8 protein-coding genes are annotated in these 17,027 nt (G+C 55.2%); 7 read left to right on the top strand and 1 reads right to left on the bottom strand.

The window, feature by feature from the left end; translation table 11 throughout:
- Window positions 1-111: 111 nt before the first annotated feature.
- Window positions 112-1,629, bottom strand: coding sequence for a right-handed parallel beta-helix repeat-containing protein (locus K2I50_RS08275; protein WP_301025864.1), 1,518 nt, complete (start codon window positions 1,627-1,629; stop codon window positions 112-114).
- A gap of 380 nt (window positions 1,630-2,009) precedes the next feature.
- Here K2I50_RS08275 and K2I50_RS08270 point away from each other — a divergent pair, with 380 nt between their 5' ends.
- The 7 genes from K2I50_RS08270 to K2I50_RS08240 all read left to right on the top strand — a co-directional run bounded on the left by K2I50_RS08270 (window position 2,010) and on the right by K2I50_RS08240 (window position 16,947).
- Window positions 2,010-3,722: a S41 family peptidase gene (locus K2I50_RS08270; protein ID WP_301025863.1), complete on the top strand. Its 1,713-nt coding sequence runs from the start codon at window positions 2,010-2,012 to the stop codon at window positions 3,720-3,722.
- 246 nt (window positions 3,723-3,968) lie between these two features.
- A complete protein-coding gene (gene mfd / locus K2I50_RS08265; protein ID WP_301025862.1) occupies window positions 3,969-7,361 on the top strand; it encodes a transcription-repair coupling factor in 3,393 nt (1,130 codons plus the stop codon).
- Window positions 7,362-7,384: 23 nt separating this feature from the next.
- A complete protein-coding gene (locus tag K2I50_RS08260) occupies window positions 7,385-8,581 on the top strand; it encodes an Lnb N-terminal periplasmic domain-containing protein (RefSeq protein WP_301025861.1) in 1,197 nt (398 codons plus the stop codon).
- On the top strand, window positions 8,554-10,170 hold the full coding sequence (locus K2I50_RS08255; RefSeq protein ID WP_301025860.1) for an alkaline phosphatase family protein: 1,617 nt from the start codon (window positions 8,554-8,556) through the stop codon (window positions 10,168-10,170). Before K2I50_RS08260 ends, K2I50_RS08255 begins: the two co-directional genes overlap by 28 nt.
- Window positions 10,171-10,269: 99 nt before the next feature.
- Window positions 10,270-13,782 (top strand): preprotein translocase subunit SecA, encoded by a 3,513-nt coding sequence (secA, locus tag K2I50_RS08250; RefSeq protein WP_301025859.1) that lies wholly within the window; start codon window positions 10,270-10,272, stop codon window positions 13,780-13,782.
- Between the two features lie 79 nt (window positions 13,783-13,861).
- Entirely contained in the window at window positions 13,862-15,985 is a 2,124-nt protein-coding gene (locus K2I50_RS08245) for a prolyl oligopeptidase family serine peptidase (RefSeq protein ID WP_526022969.1), read from the top strand.
- 8 nt (window positions 15,986-15,993) lie between these two features.
- A complete protein-coding gene (locus tag K2I50_RS08240; protein WP_301025857.1) occupies window positions 15,994-16,947 on the top strand; it encodes a hypothetical protein in 954 nt (317 codons plus the stop codon).
- Window positions 16,948-17,027: the final 80 nt, after the last annotated feature.

The raw sequence follows: 17,027 nt of genomic DNA, 5'->3' as shown, positions 1-17,027 counted from the left end.
CTCAGTCGTGTACATAAAGTACACTCCTTCGTCACATGTCGAAAATCGTCTCAAGCTATACGACCCTGGCGGCAACAGTTATTATTAAACAAGCTCTTAGTTATACTTATATTATAGGAGTATGCGCACGGATGTTCCTCCTACCACTACCACTGCAGCTCCGCGATGGTTGAGGCTTATCTCCTCTGCGGCAGTACCGTTGAAGAGCCGCACACCGCTCAGGTCGTAAACCATTACGGGAGTAGATGCGTCAACACCGTTGACAGTGAATGTGCCGGCGCCCGATACGCTTATAGAGAAGTCGGGACTCTCGATTTCGGCTATACCTGCCACACCGCCTCCGGCAGGGAGGTATATTACCTCACCAAGCGCACTGTTGTCGGTCTTATGGTAGATTCTCTTTTCAATCTCTTCGGCCGACTGGTCGGCGCCACCCCACGTGTTGCCTTGAGCATAGATGGTAAGCGCCGTGTTGTTGTATAAATCGTAGGGTATTGTCGGGTCCCATGCATTCTCGGCACCGGCAGGCGCCTTGCCGCAGTTGCCGTTGTTTGCAAACACATTTCTTCCGGGATTGTAGTCTGATGCAGTGGCGTCGGCATTATTTCCGAGATTGGCCTTGGTCTTTCCGATGATGGTCACTCCCCAGAGGCTACCGTCGATTGTATTGCCCTCGATGTATACTGATGTCGGATTTGTGTCAGAGGTCGAATTTACAGTAATGCCCGACCCGCCGTTCATGGCATTGGTCTCATAATGGCAGTTTATAATATCGTTGCCTTTGATTTTTACGTTCATGTAGTTGCCGAGAATGTTGATTCCATATCGGCTGTTGTCCATATAGTTGTCTTCAATCACAATCTGGTGGTCGCCTATCATGGATAGCATGTTTGACACGGAAATCGCTCCGGGGAGAGTGCGCTTGCCGCCATAGATTGTATTACGGCGTATCACGATTGCCCCGTTATCGGCCGCCGGAGTTTCATTGATTACAGGATAGTTGCGGTTGTCGGTCGAGCAGTCCTCAAACACATTATCCTCGATTACTACACCGGCAGCCAGATTTGAGCCTGCACCGATTGCCGACAGGTGTGTGCGGTAGAAGTAGCAGTTGCGCACAGCGTTGTTGATGCTCGACGCTACAAATCCGATGGCATAATTGCCGATGCGGGTATTATGCTCGATAAACGAGCAGTTCTCAACCGTTACGCCCGCCGGTGCTCCAAGGCGCAGACCCGCTCCCTCAAAGCGCACATGCTTCACGTTCTGAGGTACATAAGTGTCTATGAAATGCACCCCCTTGGGTTTGATACCCTCTCCGTCGGGCATGATTGTTGCCGTATCGGCCGGAGCGAAATTATTACTTCCGCCATACATTCTCACAAGAATGTCGGCTCCAAGGCGGAGGGTGGCGTTGTTGTCCAGCACCAGGCCGTCCTTCTCAAGCACATCGATGTCCTTGCTCAGTCGGAATGTATTGTCGTCAATCTGTGTCACTCCCGAATCCTCTATCTTTGCGAGGTCGGCAAAGGTATACACTGTGCCCGTGTTGGGTGTCTGGTATACATCGTTGGCTGACAGCGCTGTCAATGAACTTCCCACAAAAAGAAAGAGTAGAACTTTTTTCATAATCATTAAAGAAAACTTAGGTTAGATTATGCAAAAGTAAGCTATTATCTCCAATATGATAAATTTTGAAACTAAAAAATACTGAGTATTTATAAAATGGCTATGATTTTGCCACATCTCGAGACAATTGCTCTCCAGATGTTATCATGGCAATCGCAACCCAATCCCATACTGTCGTAAATCCGGATTAACAATTATGAAAATATCGCGTTGAAAATATCACGTTGTCTCGCTGCCGGATTCAATGTAATAAGCATACGTTTAATGATATATTTTCGATGGAATTAGACAAAATTAGGAATTGATTGTTATAATTATCATAGCAGAGGAAGCAATCTCTGAAATAAAATAAGTAACTTAGCGCCTCAATTTTGCCTCGAATGAAGTTATCTCCACGCAATCACCGTTTCAACAGGCTCGCAGCAGGGTGTCTGGGAGTGGCACTGGTAATCACCGCCGCTTCGGCCGACACACGCAGCCCCAAGACTGATATCTCGTACAGCATCGACATATTCACATCCGTATTCAAAGAGTTGCAGACCAATTATGTCGACTCTATCGATGCCGAGAAGTCGGTCAACACCGCCATCGCGGCGATGCTCAACGACATTGACCCGTATACCGAATATTACCCCGCCTCCGACCAGGATGATCTCGCCATGATGACCTCGGGCGAGTATGGCGGCATAGGCGCCGTGATTACCGAAATCCCGGGCAGGGGTGTGTTCATATCCGAGCCTTACGAAGGCACCCCATCGCAGAAAGCCGGGCTGAAGGCCGGCGACCTGATTGTGGCCATTGATGCCGATACCGTGCTCACATGGCACAACAACCAGGTGAGCAACCGCCTCAAGGGTGAGGCCGGCACTCCGCTGACAATCACCGTAAAGCGTCCCTACAACGGTCCCGACTCGATATTGAAGTTCGACCTCGTGCGCAGCAAGATACAGCTCCCCTCTGTGCCATATTACGGCATGGCGACCGACAACATCGGCTATATCTACCTCACTCAGTTTACCGACAAATCGGCGGCCGACGTGCGCAATGCTCTGCTTGAGCTGAAGAAGAATCCCGCCATGAAGTCGCTCATTCTCGACCTCCGCGGCAATCCCGGCGGACTGCTTGAGGCGGCTGTAAAGATTGTGAGCTATTTCGTGCCGAAAAATACCGAGGTGATACGCACACGCGGCAAGGGGCTGCTCAACGAGAAGGTCTACAAGACCACATCGGCACCAATCGACACCGACCTGCCAATAGTGGTGCTTATCGACGGCTCGTCGGCCTCCGCAGCCGAAATCACTGCCGGAGCGCTCCAGGACATGGATCGCGCTGTAATCATTGGCAGCCGCTCATTTGGCAAGGGGTTGGTGCAGGGCACACGACCGATACCTTATGATGGTATGTTCAAGGTGACTACCGGCAAATACTATCTGCCCAGCGGACGCCTTATCCAGGCCATCGACTACTCCCGCCGCAATCCCGACGGCTCCGTGGCCCGTACGCCCGACTCGCTTACCAACAAGTTTGCCACAGCCCATGGCCGTATCGTGCGCGACGGCGGAGGCATTACCCCCGACATCAAGGTCGAGTATTCCGACATCAACCGTCTTACATATAATATTGTGAGCGACCATTGGGCGTTTGACTTCGCCACACGCTATGCGGCCACTCATCCTTCCATTCCCGCTCCCGAGAAGTTTGACATTACTGACACGATTTTCAACGAGTTCAAGGCATTTATCGACCCCACCAAGTTCCAGTACGACAAGGTGTGCGAGCAGATGGTGCAGAATCTCCGCAAGGTGGCTGAAAGTGAGGGCTATATGACCGACTCCACACGCCACCAGATTGACATACTCGAAGGCTTGCTCCGCCACGACCTTGGCCACGACCTCGACAACAACCGCCGCGATATCGACGATATCCTTGCCTCGGAGCTCGTGAAGCGCTATTACTACCAGCGCGGGCAGGTGGCTCAGTCGCTGCGCCACGACAATGCCATCGACTCGGCGTCGGCCGTTCTCTCCAATCCTCTGCGTTATAAAGAGATACTGGCTCCCGCAAAGCCCGTCAAAGATAAGAAAACAAAGTAAGAGCTTGTCTAATGATAAAAATTGCCGCCAGGATATACGAGACAGACGGTAATTTTATAATTACTCAGCTGACTTTTAAAAATATATCAACGATATTAAACAAAATGCCTCCCGTCGGTCATTTGCCGGCATCTTTACGCCTGCTTTTCGGTCGTTATGAAACCACACAACTTCCTAATTACAAGCAAAAATCTGCTCGACGACTGACCGCCCTGACGGTAATATTTATTATTAAAGAAGCTCTAAATGGATCTCAACCAACTGTGTGCGCGCATTCTTACCCCCTCGCGGAGGAAGGCCCTCGACAGTGCGCTTGACGACTCCTCGATGCGTGTGTGCCGCCTCGGCGGCCTTGCCGGCTCATCGGCTCCGATGGTGATGGCAGCAGTGGCCACCTCGGGAAAGGATGTCCCCCGCGGCCCGATGATTGTAATCGGCGACTCGCTCGACGATGCCGGATATATTTACCACGACCTCTCCCGTGTGCTCGGCGAAGAGGCCGTGCTGATGATGCCCAGCGGCTACAAACGAGCCATTAAATACGGGCAGGTCGACCCGCCATCACAGATTATGCGCACCGAGGTGCTCAACCGCTGGGCCGTTGATTCGGCCCTGCGCTATGTTGTGACATATCCCGAGGCACTTGCCGAGAAGGTGGCCGACCGCGGGGTAGTGGAGCGCAGCACAATGACTTTGTGCAAGAACGGGTCGGCCGACATGACCGACACCGCCCGCTGGCTGCGCGACAACGGATTCAAAGAGGTCGACTACGTATACGAGCCCGGCACATTTGCCATCCGTGGCTCCATCCTCGACATATTCGGCTACAGCTCCGAGCAGCCCTTCCGTATCGACTTTTTCGGCGACGAGATAGAGACGATACGTACATTCAACGTAGAGACACAGCTGTCGGAGCGCTCACTTTCGGAAATCTCGGTCACGGCCGACGTCACGCCGCAGGCAGCCTCGTCGTCAGTGTCGCTGCTCGACTTCGTAGGCCCTGACACGATTGTCTGGGCACGCGACGTGAGGTTTACCGTCGAGCGCGTGCGCGCCGTAGCCGCCGACACTTTCAGCACCAGCGCCGCGATTGCCGAGGAGGGCGACGCCGACGCCTTGAGGCAGGTAGTCGATCCCGATAGTTTCGCATCGGCTATTGCGGCCATGAAGCAGATGAGATTTACATCGGCCGCCGACATCACCCCCGACAGTGATGCACCCGACGCGCCGGTGATACGTTTCGGCTGCACGCCACAGGGGATATATCATAAGAATTTCGACCTTATCTCCGACTCCTTCTCGCGCTTCATAGCCGACGGCTACACCATATATGTACTCTCCGACAGCGAAAAGCAGATAGAGCGTCTGCGTGCCATATTCGCCGACCGTGGCGACAGCGGCATTGCATTCACTCCGGTGATATCGACCGTCCACGAAGGCTTTGTCGACCATAAGACAAAGATATGCGTATTCACCGACCACCAGATATTCGACCGTTTCCACAAGTACAGCCTGCGCAGCGACCGTGCCCGCTCAGGCAAAGTGGCACTCTCGCTCAAGGAACTCGGCCAGATTGAGGTAGGCGACTACATAGTCCACGTTGACCATGGCGTAGGCAAGTTCGGCGGTCTTATCCGCACCGAGGTCAACGGGCGCATGCAGGAGATGATCAAGCTCGTATATCTCAACAACGACATACTCCTCGTAAGCATCCACTCCCTCCACAAGCTATCGAAATATCGTGGCAAAGAGGGTGCCGAGCCTCGCATCAACCGTCTCGGCTCGGGAGCGTGGGGCAAGATGAAGGAGCGCACCAAGAGCAAGCTCAAGGATATAGCCCGCGACCTTATAAAGCTCTATGCCGCCCGCAAGGATGAGAAGGGATTTGCGTTCTCGCCCGACTCCTACCTTCAGAACGAGCTTGAGGCATCATTTATCTACGAGGACACTCCCGACCAGCTTACAGCCACACAGGCTGTAAAGCGCGATATGGAGTCGCCCCGTCCGATGGACCGTCTGGTATGCGGCGACGTAGGCTTCGGCAAGACCGAAGTGGCCATCCGTGCCGCATTCAAGGCCGCCACCGACGGCAAGCAGACCGCTGTGCTCGTGCCCACCACCGTGCTTGCCTATCAGCATTTCAACACCTTCTCCGAGCGCCTCAAGGATTTTCCCGTGCGTGTCGACTATCTGTCGCGCGCCCGTACCGCCAAAGAGACACGCCAGATACTCGCCGACCTCGCCGAGGGCAAGATTGATATCCTCATCGGCACACACAAACTTATCGGGAAGTCGGTGAAGTTCAAGGACCTCGGCCTGCTCATTGTCGACGAGGAACAGAAATTCGGCGTCGCCGTGAAGGAGCGCCTTAAGCAGCTGAAGGTCAACGTCGACACGCTTACCATGTCGGCCACGCCCATACCGCGCACACTCCAGTTCTCTCTGATGGGCGCGCGCGACCTGTCGGCCATTGCCACCCCGCCCGCCAACCGCTATCCGATACTCACCAGCGTGAGCGTGATGGGCGACGATACAGTGAGCGAGGCCATAAACTTCGAGATGTCGCGCGGCGGCCAGGTATTCTTCGTCAACCACCGTATCGAAGGACTCTACGAACTGGAGAAGATGATTCATCGCCTTGTGCCCGACGCCCGCACTATCGTGGCCCACGGCCAGATGCCGCCCGAAAAACTTGAAAAGGCGATAATCGACTTTGCCAACCACGACTACGATGTGCTCCTCGCCACGACCATCATAGAGAGCGGCATCGACATGCCCAATGTCAATACCATCATCATCAACAATGCCCAGAACTTCGGTCTCAGCGAGCTGCATCAGTTGCGCGGCAGGGTAGGGCGCTCGTCGCGCAAGGCGTTCTGCTATCTTTTTGTGCCCGCCGGCAACCCGCTTACCCCCGTGGCGCGTCGCCGTCTACAGGCTATCGAGAGCTTCAGCGAACTCGGCAGCGGCATACACATAGCCATGCAGGACCTCGACATCCGTGGCGCGGGCAATCTGCTCGGCGCCGAGCAGTCGGGCTTCATCGCCGACCTCGGCTACGAGACGTACCAGCGCATATTGCGCGAGGCCGTGCTCGAACTGAAGACCCAGGAATTCGCCGACGTGCTTTCCGACCCTGCCGACAGCCCCGGCAAGGATGCCGCCGACGAGTTTGTGGCCGACTGTACGGTAGAGAGCGACCTCGAGCTGCTCCTCCCGCCCGACTACGTGCCCCAGGAGAGCGAGCGCATATCGCTCTACAAGGAGCTCGACGGCATAGAGCGCGAGCTCGACCTGCAGCAGTTCAAGCTACGGCTCGAAGACCGGTTCGGAAAGATTCCGCGCGTGACTGCCGAGCTGCTGCGCATCCCGCGTCTGCGCCGCCTCGCCCAGAGCCTCGGCATAGAGCGTGTGATGCTCAAACAGGGGCGCATGTATCTCTATTTCGTCGACGAGACCAACCGCGCCTACTACCAGTCGCCGATGTTCGGACGCTGTCTTGGCTATCTCCAGGCCAATCCGCGCCGTGCCCAGCTCCGCCAGAAGGGGGAGAAGCGCAGTATGCTCATCTCCGATGTGCCTACTGTCGAGGAAGCGGTGGCCATACTCCAGCAAATTCTTGACATGCAGGCCCTGTAGCCGCATATGCGATAAAGTGTGATATGAAGAGAATTTTTTTAGCCTTATCTTTTTGCCTTTGTGCCCTGTGCTGTGTCTTTGCCGCTCCTTCGGTTCCCGATTCGGTAAGGGTAAGTTTCGTCATATGTTCCCCCGGCAGCAATGTCTACGAGCTTGAGGGGCATGCAGCCATGCGTGTGGTGCTCCCCGACGGGCGCGACATGGCTGTCAACTACGGAATTTTCGATTTCGATTCGCCCAATTTCATATACCGTTTCGTCAAAGGTGAGACCGACTACATGGTGGCGGCATATCCTTTCGGCATATTCCTCAACAGTTACCTCCGCGACGGACGCGAGGTCGTCGAATACCCTCTTGCCCTTACCCGGGATGAGACATCGGCTCTTGTCGAGCTTCTTAACAGCAATCTGATGCCCGAAAACAGGGTATACCGATATAATTATGTGAAGGACAACTGCTCGACGCGCCTGTTCGGACTCGTTGAGGGAGCCGTTGGCGACACTGTGGCCATGCAGGCACCGGGCTACACCGGCGGATGGTCGTTCCGCGACGCCATGCGCCACTACCACCGCGACTATCCATGGTACCAGTTTGGCATAGACCTTGCCCTTGGCAGCGGCATAGACTACCCGATAAGAGAGCATGAGAAGGCATTTGCCCCGCATCTGCTAATTGATATGCTCCCTACGGCCCGAATAGCCGGCCGCCCGCTTGTGGCGGGTTCGCCGGTGCGATATGCCGGGCATGGCCAGGGTGGCCCGCAGGGGCCTACACCATGGCCGCTGACACCGATGGCAGTGTCGCTCTACATACTCGCCGGAGTGGTCATATGTACCCTTGTCGACCTGCGCCGACGCCGTGTCAGCCGCTGGGTCGACGCTGTATTTATGTCAGTGGCAGGCCTGGCAGGATGCCTCCTCGCATTCCTCGTGTTTATATCAGTCCATGAGGCCACGTCGCCCAACTGGCTGATAATCTGGCTTAATCCGCTGTGCTTTATTGTTCCGGCATGCATATACATAAAAAAATGCGCCAGGTTGGTATTATTATATGAAATTGTTAACTTTGTGGCATTATTTTTGTTATGTATGCTGTGGCCCCTCACAGGCCAGTCCGCCAATGTGGCTTTTTGGCCACTTGTCGCGGCAGATATGATTCTCTCAGCACGCTACATTTACATCATATACGCCTCATGCGCAAAAAAACAGATACAAGCATAACCATACGTCTTGCTACCCTTCTCGTGGCCTCGATGGTCAGCCTCACGCTGGCTGCCCAGGCGCCGTCGCCACGTCCCAAGCTGGTGGTGGGAATCGTAGTCGATGGTTTGCGCGAGGACTATATCGACCTGCTCAAAGGATACTTCGGACCCGACGGATTCCGCCGCCTTATGCGCGACGGAGTGATGCTCGACAACGTAGATTTCGGCACATACGTCGACCCTGCCGCCGCCACCGCTATAATATATAGTGGAGCATCGGCCTCGGTCAACGGTATCCCCGCCACCTATGTCTACGACAATGCCGGGCGTCGCGAGCATTCCATTGTGCTCGACCCCGAGAAGATAGGCAATTATACCGACGAGACATATTCTCCGAAAGCCGTACGTGTAAGCACCCTCAGCGACGAGGTGCGCATCGACGGCGGAGGCATAGGCAGTGTATACTCCATCGCTCCGCAGCCCGCTCAGTCGATTATACTTGCCGGACATGCCGGCAACAGTGCCTTCTGGCTCAACGACGTGACCGGACGATGGGCCACCACCACCTACTACAAGGATGTGCCCCAGCCGATACAGGCCCGCAACTTCGCCAAGCCGCTCCCCGCGCGTCTCGACACTCTCGCATGGCGGCCCCTCATGAAGCCCGAGCAGTATCCCGACCTCCCATCCTACAAGAAGTACTACCCCTTCCGTCATCTCTTTCAGCACAACGATGTAGACCGTTTCCGCAACTTCAAGACGTCGGCCCCGGCCAATACCGAAGTGACGGATATAGCCGCCGAATACATTCGCGGACTGAAGCTCGGCACACGCGGCGCCATCGACATGCTCAACATCGGGTATACCGTATGCCCCTTCGCCAAGGCAAAAGATTCCGACCACCGCCTGGAGACGATGGATACCTACCTGCGCCTTGATGCCGACCTCGCACGCCTCTTTCAGGTAATCGACGGCACTGTAGGCCTTGGCAACACGTTCATCTTCCTTACCGGCACACCCGCAGCGCCGTCCGACAAGCGCGACGATGACCGCTGGGGGATACCCAACGGAGAGTTCTCCGCCCGCAAGGCCATGTCGCTCCTCAATGTCTATCTGATGGCCCAGCATGGCAACGGAGAGTGGGTAAGCGGTTATCACAACGGACATCTGTTCCTTAATAAAGAACTCATAAAGCAGCACGACCTCGACATACGCAAGGTGCGCGAGGATGCTGCTTCATTCCTCATACGCATGAGCGGCGTGAGCGGCGCCTGGACTATCGACGATGTCGTAGCGGGAAAAGCCGGCAACAATGCCGCCGCCCTTAAGCGCAATGTCGTGGCCGACTATGCCGGCGACGTTATCGTCGAGGTCAACCCCGGATGGGAGATTGTAAGCATCAATCCTACCACACAGAAGGAGGAGCGCACCACCGTGCGTACCGGACTTATCTCAGCCCCTGCTTTCTTCCTTAGCCCCGACCTCGCAGCCGACCGCATTTCGGTTCCTGTCGACGCACGCTCGATAGCGCCTACCGTAGCGCGTGTGTTGCGCATACGCTCGCCTAATGCTACCGAGCTTCCGGCCCTGCCGCTGAAGCGCAAATGATTCATCCTGCCTCTCTTCATCTATTTATTCCAACAATATCCGCCACTCGGCAGGAGTGTGGATATGATTCATAACCGAAAAATAAAACAATCACTATAAATGTCATTCATTTCAGTACTTAATAAGATATTTGGCAATAAGTCGCAGCGCGACCTGAAGGAGATTCAGCCTATTGTCAACGAGATTAATGCGCTCGGTCCAAAGATGAAGGAGCTCACCAACGATGAGTTGCGCCAGACGATAACCGACATCAAGGCCGAGCTGGCAAAGGCAGTCGAGGCCGATACAGCCGCCATCGAGGAGATAAAGGGCCGTATCGACAGTCTCCCCTTCGAGCAGCGCCAGCCCCTGTGGGATGAGGTAGACCAGCGCGAGAAAAATATCCTCGACATCTACGAGAAGGAGCTCGACAGAGTGCTCCCCACCGTGTTTGCCGCAATGCGCGAGACTGCCGCCCGATTCGCTGCCAACGAGACCATCGAGGTCACAGCCACCGACGCCGACCGCGAGTTCGCAGGACAGGGTCGCGACTTCGTCACCATCGAGGGCGACAAGGCGATATACAAGAACCACTGGATTGCCGGTGGAAACGAAGTCAAATGGGACATGGTACACTACGATGTGCAGCTCATTGGCGGTATCGTGCTCCACCAAGGCAAGATTGCCGAGATGGCTACCGGCGAGGGTAAGACTCTCGTGGCCACACTGCCGGTATTCCTCCGCTCTCTTACCGGACGCGGAGTGCATGTCGTTACCGTCAACGACTACCTCTCCAAGCGCGACTCCGAGTGGATGGGCCCGATTTACATGTTCCATGGCCAGACCGTCGACTGCATCGACAAGCACGAACCCAACTCGGCAGCCCGCCGCAAGGCTTATGCGTGCGATATCACATTCGGTACCAACAATGAGTTTGGCTTCGACTACCTCCGCGACAATATGGCCATGTCGCCCCAGGACCTCGTGCAGCGCAAGCACTATTATGCAATTGTCGACGAGGTCGACTCAGTGCTTATCGACGACGCACGTACTCCGCTTATCATATCAGGTCCGGTGCCTAAGGGCGACGACCAGCTGTTCAACGACTTCAAGCACAATGTCGAGAATGTCTACAACGCCCAGCGCCGTCTCGTCGGACAGCTTCTTCAGGAAGCCAAGGAAAAGATTCCAAGCTCCGACAAAGAGGTGCGCAAGGAAGGCGCTCTCGCTCTGTTCCGTGCATACAAAGGTCTCCCGAAATATTCGCCGCTCATCAAGTTCCTCTCTCAGGAGGGCATGAAGCCGCTTCTTCTCGAGACCGAAGGCTATTATCTTCAGGACAACAGCCGCGAGATGCCCAAGGCTGTCGAGCCCCTCTATTTTGTAATCGACGAGAAAAACCGCTCTGTCGACCTTACCGACAAGGGTATCGATGAGCTTACAGGCCGTTCGCAGGACCCGCAGTTCTTCGTGCTCCCCGACATTGCCGCTCAGCTTTCTGAGGTAGAGGGCGACCAGTCGCTCGAGCCCGCTCAGCGCCAGGAGAAGAAGGATGCCCTCATGGACAACTACGCCGTAAAGGCCGAGCGTGTGCACACCGTCAACCAGCTCCTCAAGGCCTACACACTCTTCGAAAAGGATGTCGAATACGTAATCGACGACAATAAAATCAAGATTGTCGACGAGCAGACCGGACGTATCATGGAGGGACGCCGCTACAGCGACGGTCTCCACCAGGCTATCGAGGCAAAAGAGGGCGTGAAGGTAGAGGCTGCCACACAGACATTCGCCACCATCACTCTCCAGAACTATTTCCGTATGTACCACAAACTCGCCGGTATGACAGGTACCGCCGAGACTGAGGCCGGTGAGTTCTGGGATATATATAAGCTCGATGTAGTGACAATCCCGACCAACAAGCCGATTGCACGCATCGACATGAACGACCGTGTCTACAAGACCAAGCGCGAGAAGTACAACGCCGTCATCGAGGAGATTGTGCGTCTGCATAAGATTGGACGTCCCGTGCTTGTCGGCACTACTTCTGTCGAGATTTCCGAACTTCTGTCCAAGATGCTCAAGCTGCAGCGTATCGAACACCAGGTGCTCAACGCCAAGCTCCATCAGAAGGAAGCCGATATCGTGGCTCTTGCCGGTCTGCCCGGTGCAGTTACCATCGCCACCAACATGGCCGGTCGTGGTACCGACATCAAGCTGCCGCAGGCTGTTAAGGACATGAAGGATACCGACATCGCCAAGGGCAAGGAAGTGGGCGGTCTCGCCATCATCGGCACCGAGCGCCACGAGTCGCGCCGTGTCGACCGTCAGCTCCGTGGACGTTCCGGCCGTCAGGGCGACCCGGGTTCGTCAGTGTTCTACCTCTCGTTTGAGGATCAGCTCATGCGTCTGTTTGCCACCGACCGCGTTACAAAGATGCTCGACCGCATGGGCATACAGGAAGGCGAGATGATTGAGAGCTCGATGGTCAACAAGGCTATCGAGAATGCACAGAAACGTGTCGAGGAAAACAACTTCGGCATACGTAAGCGCCTTCTTGAGTACGACGACGTCATGAACAAGCAGCGTCAGTATATCTACGGCCGCCGCCACCACGCCCTCCTCGGCGAGCGTATCGGCATAGATATCAACAATATGCTTTACGATACCGTAGAGAATCTTGTCAACAATTACGACTCGCCCGATGCATACGGTGAGCTCAAGATGGAGCTTTTCAAGGTCTTCGCCATCGAGATTCCTTTTGCCGAGGATGATTTCAAGAAACTCTCCAAGGAGGATGCCGTTGAAAAGATTTTCGCTGCTGTCAACGAGTCGTTCCAGCGTCGTACCGACCGCATCTGCGAGATTACATGGCCCGTGATAAAGGATGCCGTGGAAAATCATGGCGCGAAGGGTCGTATCCTCGTGCCCATCACCGACGGACGCCGTGTATTCAATATCCCCGCCGATGTCCAGGCAGCCTACGACACCGAGTGTCGCTCGATTGCAAAGGAGTGGCAGAAAGCCATACTCCTCCTCACCATCGACGAGGTATGGAAAGAGCACCTGCGTGAGCTCGACCAGCTGCGCCAGTCGGTGCAGAATGCATCATACGAGCAGAAGGATCCGCTGGTAATCTACAAGGTAGAGTCGTTCCACCTCTTTGAGAGTGCAATCAACACTATGAACGTAAAGGCAATCACTGCCCTTATGCGCGGACAGATATTCATCCCCCAGCGTCCTCAGGAACCGGCTCCCGCACCTCGTCAGCCCGAGCAGCCCCGTCAGCCCGCACAGCGTGTTTCCGATGTGCAGCTCAGCTCTGAGCGCAGGGCGGCCCAGCAGCCTCAGTCCCAGCAGCCCGACCGGGAAGCCGCACCGGCTCCCGCACCTCAGCGCCCCATGCCCGAGATGAAGCAGGCTGCCCCGGAGATGCGCAATGACTATAGCAACTACCGTGCAGGCCGTGGAAGCGAGCCGGGCGATCCCGCTCAGCGTCAGGCTGCATCCGCACGCCAGGGCGCACAGCAGCCTACCGCACCTGTTGTCAACAACGGTCCGCGTGTAGGTCGCAATGACCCGTGTCCTTGCGGCTCAGGCAAGAAATATAAAAACTGTCACGGCCGCGGATTGTAATAGATAAATTTTCCCAGAGATATCGTCGGTCCGGGCATACATTTATGTATACCCGGACTGGCCATTATATGAAAGATAAATGAAATCACTTTCTTTAGCAACATTAACCTCAGCTTTTTGCATAATGGCTTCAAATGCCCAGTCGTTGAAATATCCTGTGGCTCCGAGCGACAATACCGTCGACACATATTTCGGAGTCGATGTGCCCGACCCCTACCGTCCGCTTGAAAATGACACTGCGGCCGCTACTGCCGCCTGGGTGGAAGCTGAAAACGCCGTCACACGCGCCTATCTCGACAAAATCCCGTTCCGCGACGATATCCACAAGCGCCTGACTGCACTTTTCGATTACCATAAGCATGGACTCCCCTGGAAGAAAAACGGATGGTATTATTTTTATGAAAACGACGGACTGCGCAACCAGGCCGTGTTATACCGTACACGTTCGCTCGACAAGGCACCTGAGGTGTTCCTTGACCCTAATGCCCTGAGCGACGACGGCACGGTGGCTCTTACTGGTGTGTTTTTCTCCCACGACGGACGTCATGCGGCCTACACAATCTCCCGCAGCGGTTCCGACTGGACTGAGATTTACGTGATGGACACCGATACAAAGCAGCTGCTCCCCGACCATATCGAGTGGGCCAAATTTACAGGTGCCGACTGGCAGGGCGACGGATTCTATTACAGCGCCTATCCTGCCCCGGAAAAAGGGAAGGAGTACAGCAACGCCAATGAGAACCACCGTATATACTTCCATCGTCTCGGCACACCGCAGTCCGACGACATACTCGTATACGAAGAGCCTGACCAGCCTCTGAAATTCTTCTCGGCATCGGTGCCCGACGATGAGTCGGTAATATTTGTGGCAGGTTCCGGACAGGGTCTCGGCAATACTCTCATGGTGCGCAGCCTTGCCGACAGCAATGCGCAGTGGAAGGTGATGAGCCCCACCCAGGATTATGAAGTGGCTGTGCTCGACGTGATTGACGGCACAATCTACATATATACCAACTATGGTGCCCCGCGCTACCGCCTTATGACAGCCACTCTCGACAATCCTGCCATGGACCGGTGGAAAGAGCTGATACCCGAGCAGAAGGGAGTGCTTACCGGCGTCGACTTCACCGGGCCCGACCGTATGATTCTTACATACAATACCGATGCAAGCAATCATGCCTATGTCTACACCCTCGACGGCAAGCAGGTTCGCGAGATTCAGCTCCCCTCTATCGGTTCTGTCGGATTTTCATCAAGCCGCAAGCACCCCGAGGTGTTCTATGCTTTTACATCGTTTGCATATCCCTCGGCGCTCTATCGCTACGATGTGGAGAAAAACGAGTCGGCCCTGTATCGCGGCTCCGATATAAAGGGATTCAACCCCGATGATTATGTCACCGAGCAGGTATTCTATCCGTCGGCCGACGGCACCAATATACCCATGTTCCTTACTTATAAGAAGGGCCTCAAGCGCGACGGCTCCAACCCCGTATATCTCTATGGCTACGGGGGCTTCAACATATCGCTCAACCCTTCATTCTCTGCCCAGCGTATCCTTTGGCTTGAAAATGGCGGCATATATGCCCAGACCAACCTCCGCGGTGGAGGCGAGTATGGCGAGGAGTGGCATCTCGCCGGCACTAAGCTCAACAAGCTCAATGTGTTCAACGACTTCATTGCCGCCGCCGAGTACATGATTGGTAAAGGCTGGACCAATCCCGACCTCATTGCCATCGAGGGCGGTTCAAACGGAGGTCTGCTTGTCGGCGCCACCGTCAACATGCGACCCGACCTTTTCAAGGTTGCAATTCCCCGCGTAGGTGTGATGGACATGATGCGCTACCATCTGTTCACCATCGGATGGAACTGGGCGCCCGACTATGGAACCTCGGCCGACTCGCCCGAGATGGCCGCATACCTTCTCGGATACTCGCCTCTGCATAACATCAGCGGCAACGGCACTCCATATCCTGCCATAATGGTCACTACAGCCGACCACGACGACCGTGTCGTGCCGGCTCATTCCTTCAAGTATGCCGCCGCACTCCAGGCTGCCGATACCGGAAAGGCGCCGAAGCTGATACGCATCGACAGCAAGGCCGGACACGGTGCCGGCAAGCCCGTAAGCAAGGTTATCGACGAGTATGCCGACATCTACTCGTTCATCTTCAATAACATCGGCAAAGTCCCCGCTGCCAAATGACTGTGAGTATGTTTTCTCCGCTCAGGGCTATTGTGGCAGCTGTCATTGCGGCGGCGGCTACATCATGCTTCACAGGCATAGAGAGCACACCGCGCATTACAGAAAAGGAGGTGTCGCGCCGCAATGTCGTTGTCACTGAAGAAGACCGCTGGCTTTCCGATGTCACACCGCAGCCTCTGTCGCAATGGCAGCCGGGAAAGGAGTTCTACGTCACTGATTCCAAGATATCACTGGCTCTTGAGCCGGGCAATGACTCCCCGGCTCAGGGTTCGGTGTTGCGCTATCTCAGCTCCCGACCGGTCACTTCTCTTACCGGCGGCGACGATACCGAGCTTGTGTTCGCCTCGTCGTCGGGCGGTGAGGCCGTCTACCGTATCAACGCCGACAAGAGCGAGCTTGAGTCAAGGCGGTCGATTTCGGTGCCGTTCACTATCGAGATGAGCATGGTCGACTCAGTGCGTACCCGTCTTCTCGGACGCGAACTGTATGTGCGCACATCTCTCTGGTACGACTCTCTCGGAAATGCGATGACCGGACTTAAATATATCCCGGTCAGGATTACCGCTATCGAACCCGGCAATCTGGTCTACCCCGTGAAGGTTACATTCCGTACATTGGGCGATGGTGGAAAAGCCGTCTCCGCTCGGAATGATTGCCCCGATACGGCCTCGGTGTTCATGTCGGTGGGCGCTGAGTTGCATTCGGCACGTAATTTTGCCGCGCTGTTCAATTTCTCCAATCCGCGTGACAGATATCCGATGATTACCGATGCCAACTGGGACCGCATAGTCCATGGACGTGTGGCCATCGATATGACACGCGACGAATGCCGCCTCGCCCTTGGCTCACCCTCGCATATCGACAGATATCAGGGCACGAGCGCCTATGGCGAGCGATGGACATACGAAAACGGGGTATATCTCATATTTTTCGACGGTATTCTGTCCTCTTTCCGACAGTAGTCATCTTAGAGCTTGTTTAATAATAAATGTTGCCGCCAGGGTCGTATAGCTTGAGACGATTTTCGACATGTGACGAAGGA

This window comes from Muribaculum sp., from assembly GCF_029051885.1.
GTDB lineage: Bacteria > Bacteroidota > Bacteroidia > Bacteroidales > Muribaculaceae > Muribaculum.
The sequence above is the reverse complement of the archived record's forward strand: the minus strand, read 5'-3'. Positions and strand labels throughout refer to the sequence as shown.

Bases quoted from the DNA above. Each gene is read 5' to 3' on its own strand.
- K2I50_RS08275 (WP_301025864.1), bottom strand. From the start codon at position 1,629: ATGAAAAAAGTTCTACTCTTTCTTTTTGTGGGAAGTTCATTGACAGCG.
- mfd (WP_301025862.1), top strand. From the start codon at position 3,969: ATGGATCTCAACCAACTGTGTGCGCGCATTCTTACCCCCTCGCGGAGG.
- K2I50_RS08270 (WP_301025863.1), top strand. From the start codon at position 2,010: ATGAAGTTATCTCCACGCAATCACCGTTTCAACAGGCTCGCAGCAGGG.
- K2I50_RS08255 (WP_301025860.1), top strand. From the start codon at position 8,554: ATGCGCAAAAAAACAGATACAAGCATAACCATACGTCTTGCTACCCTT.
- K2I50_RS08260 (WP_301025861.1), top strand. From the start codon at position 7,385: ATGAAGAGAATTTTTTTAGCCTTATCTTTTTGCCTTTGTGCCCTGTGC.
- secA (WP_301025859.1), top strand. From the start codon at position 10,270: ATGTCATTCATTTCAGTACTTAATAAGATATTTGGCAATAAGTCGCAG.
- K2I50_RS08245 (WP_526022969.1), top strand. From the start codon at position 13,862: ATGAAATCACTTTCTTTAGCAACATTAACCTCAGCTTTTTGCATAATG.
- K2I50_RS08240 (WP_301025857.1), top strand. From the start codon at position 15,994: ATGTTTTCTCCGCTCAGGGCTATTGTGGCAGCTGTCATTGCGGCGGCG.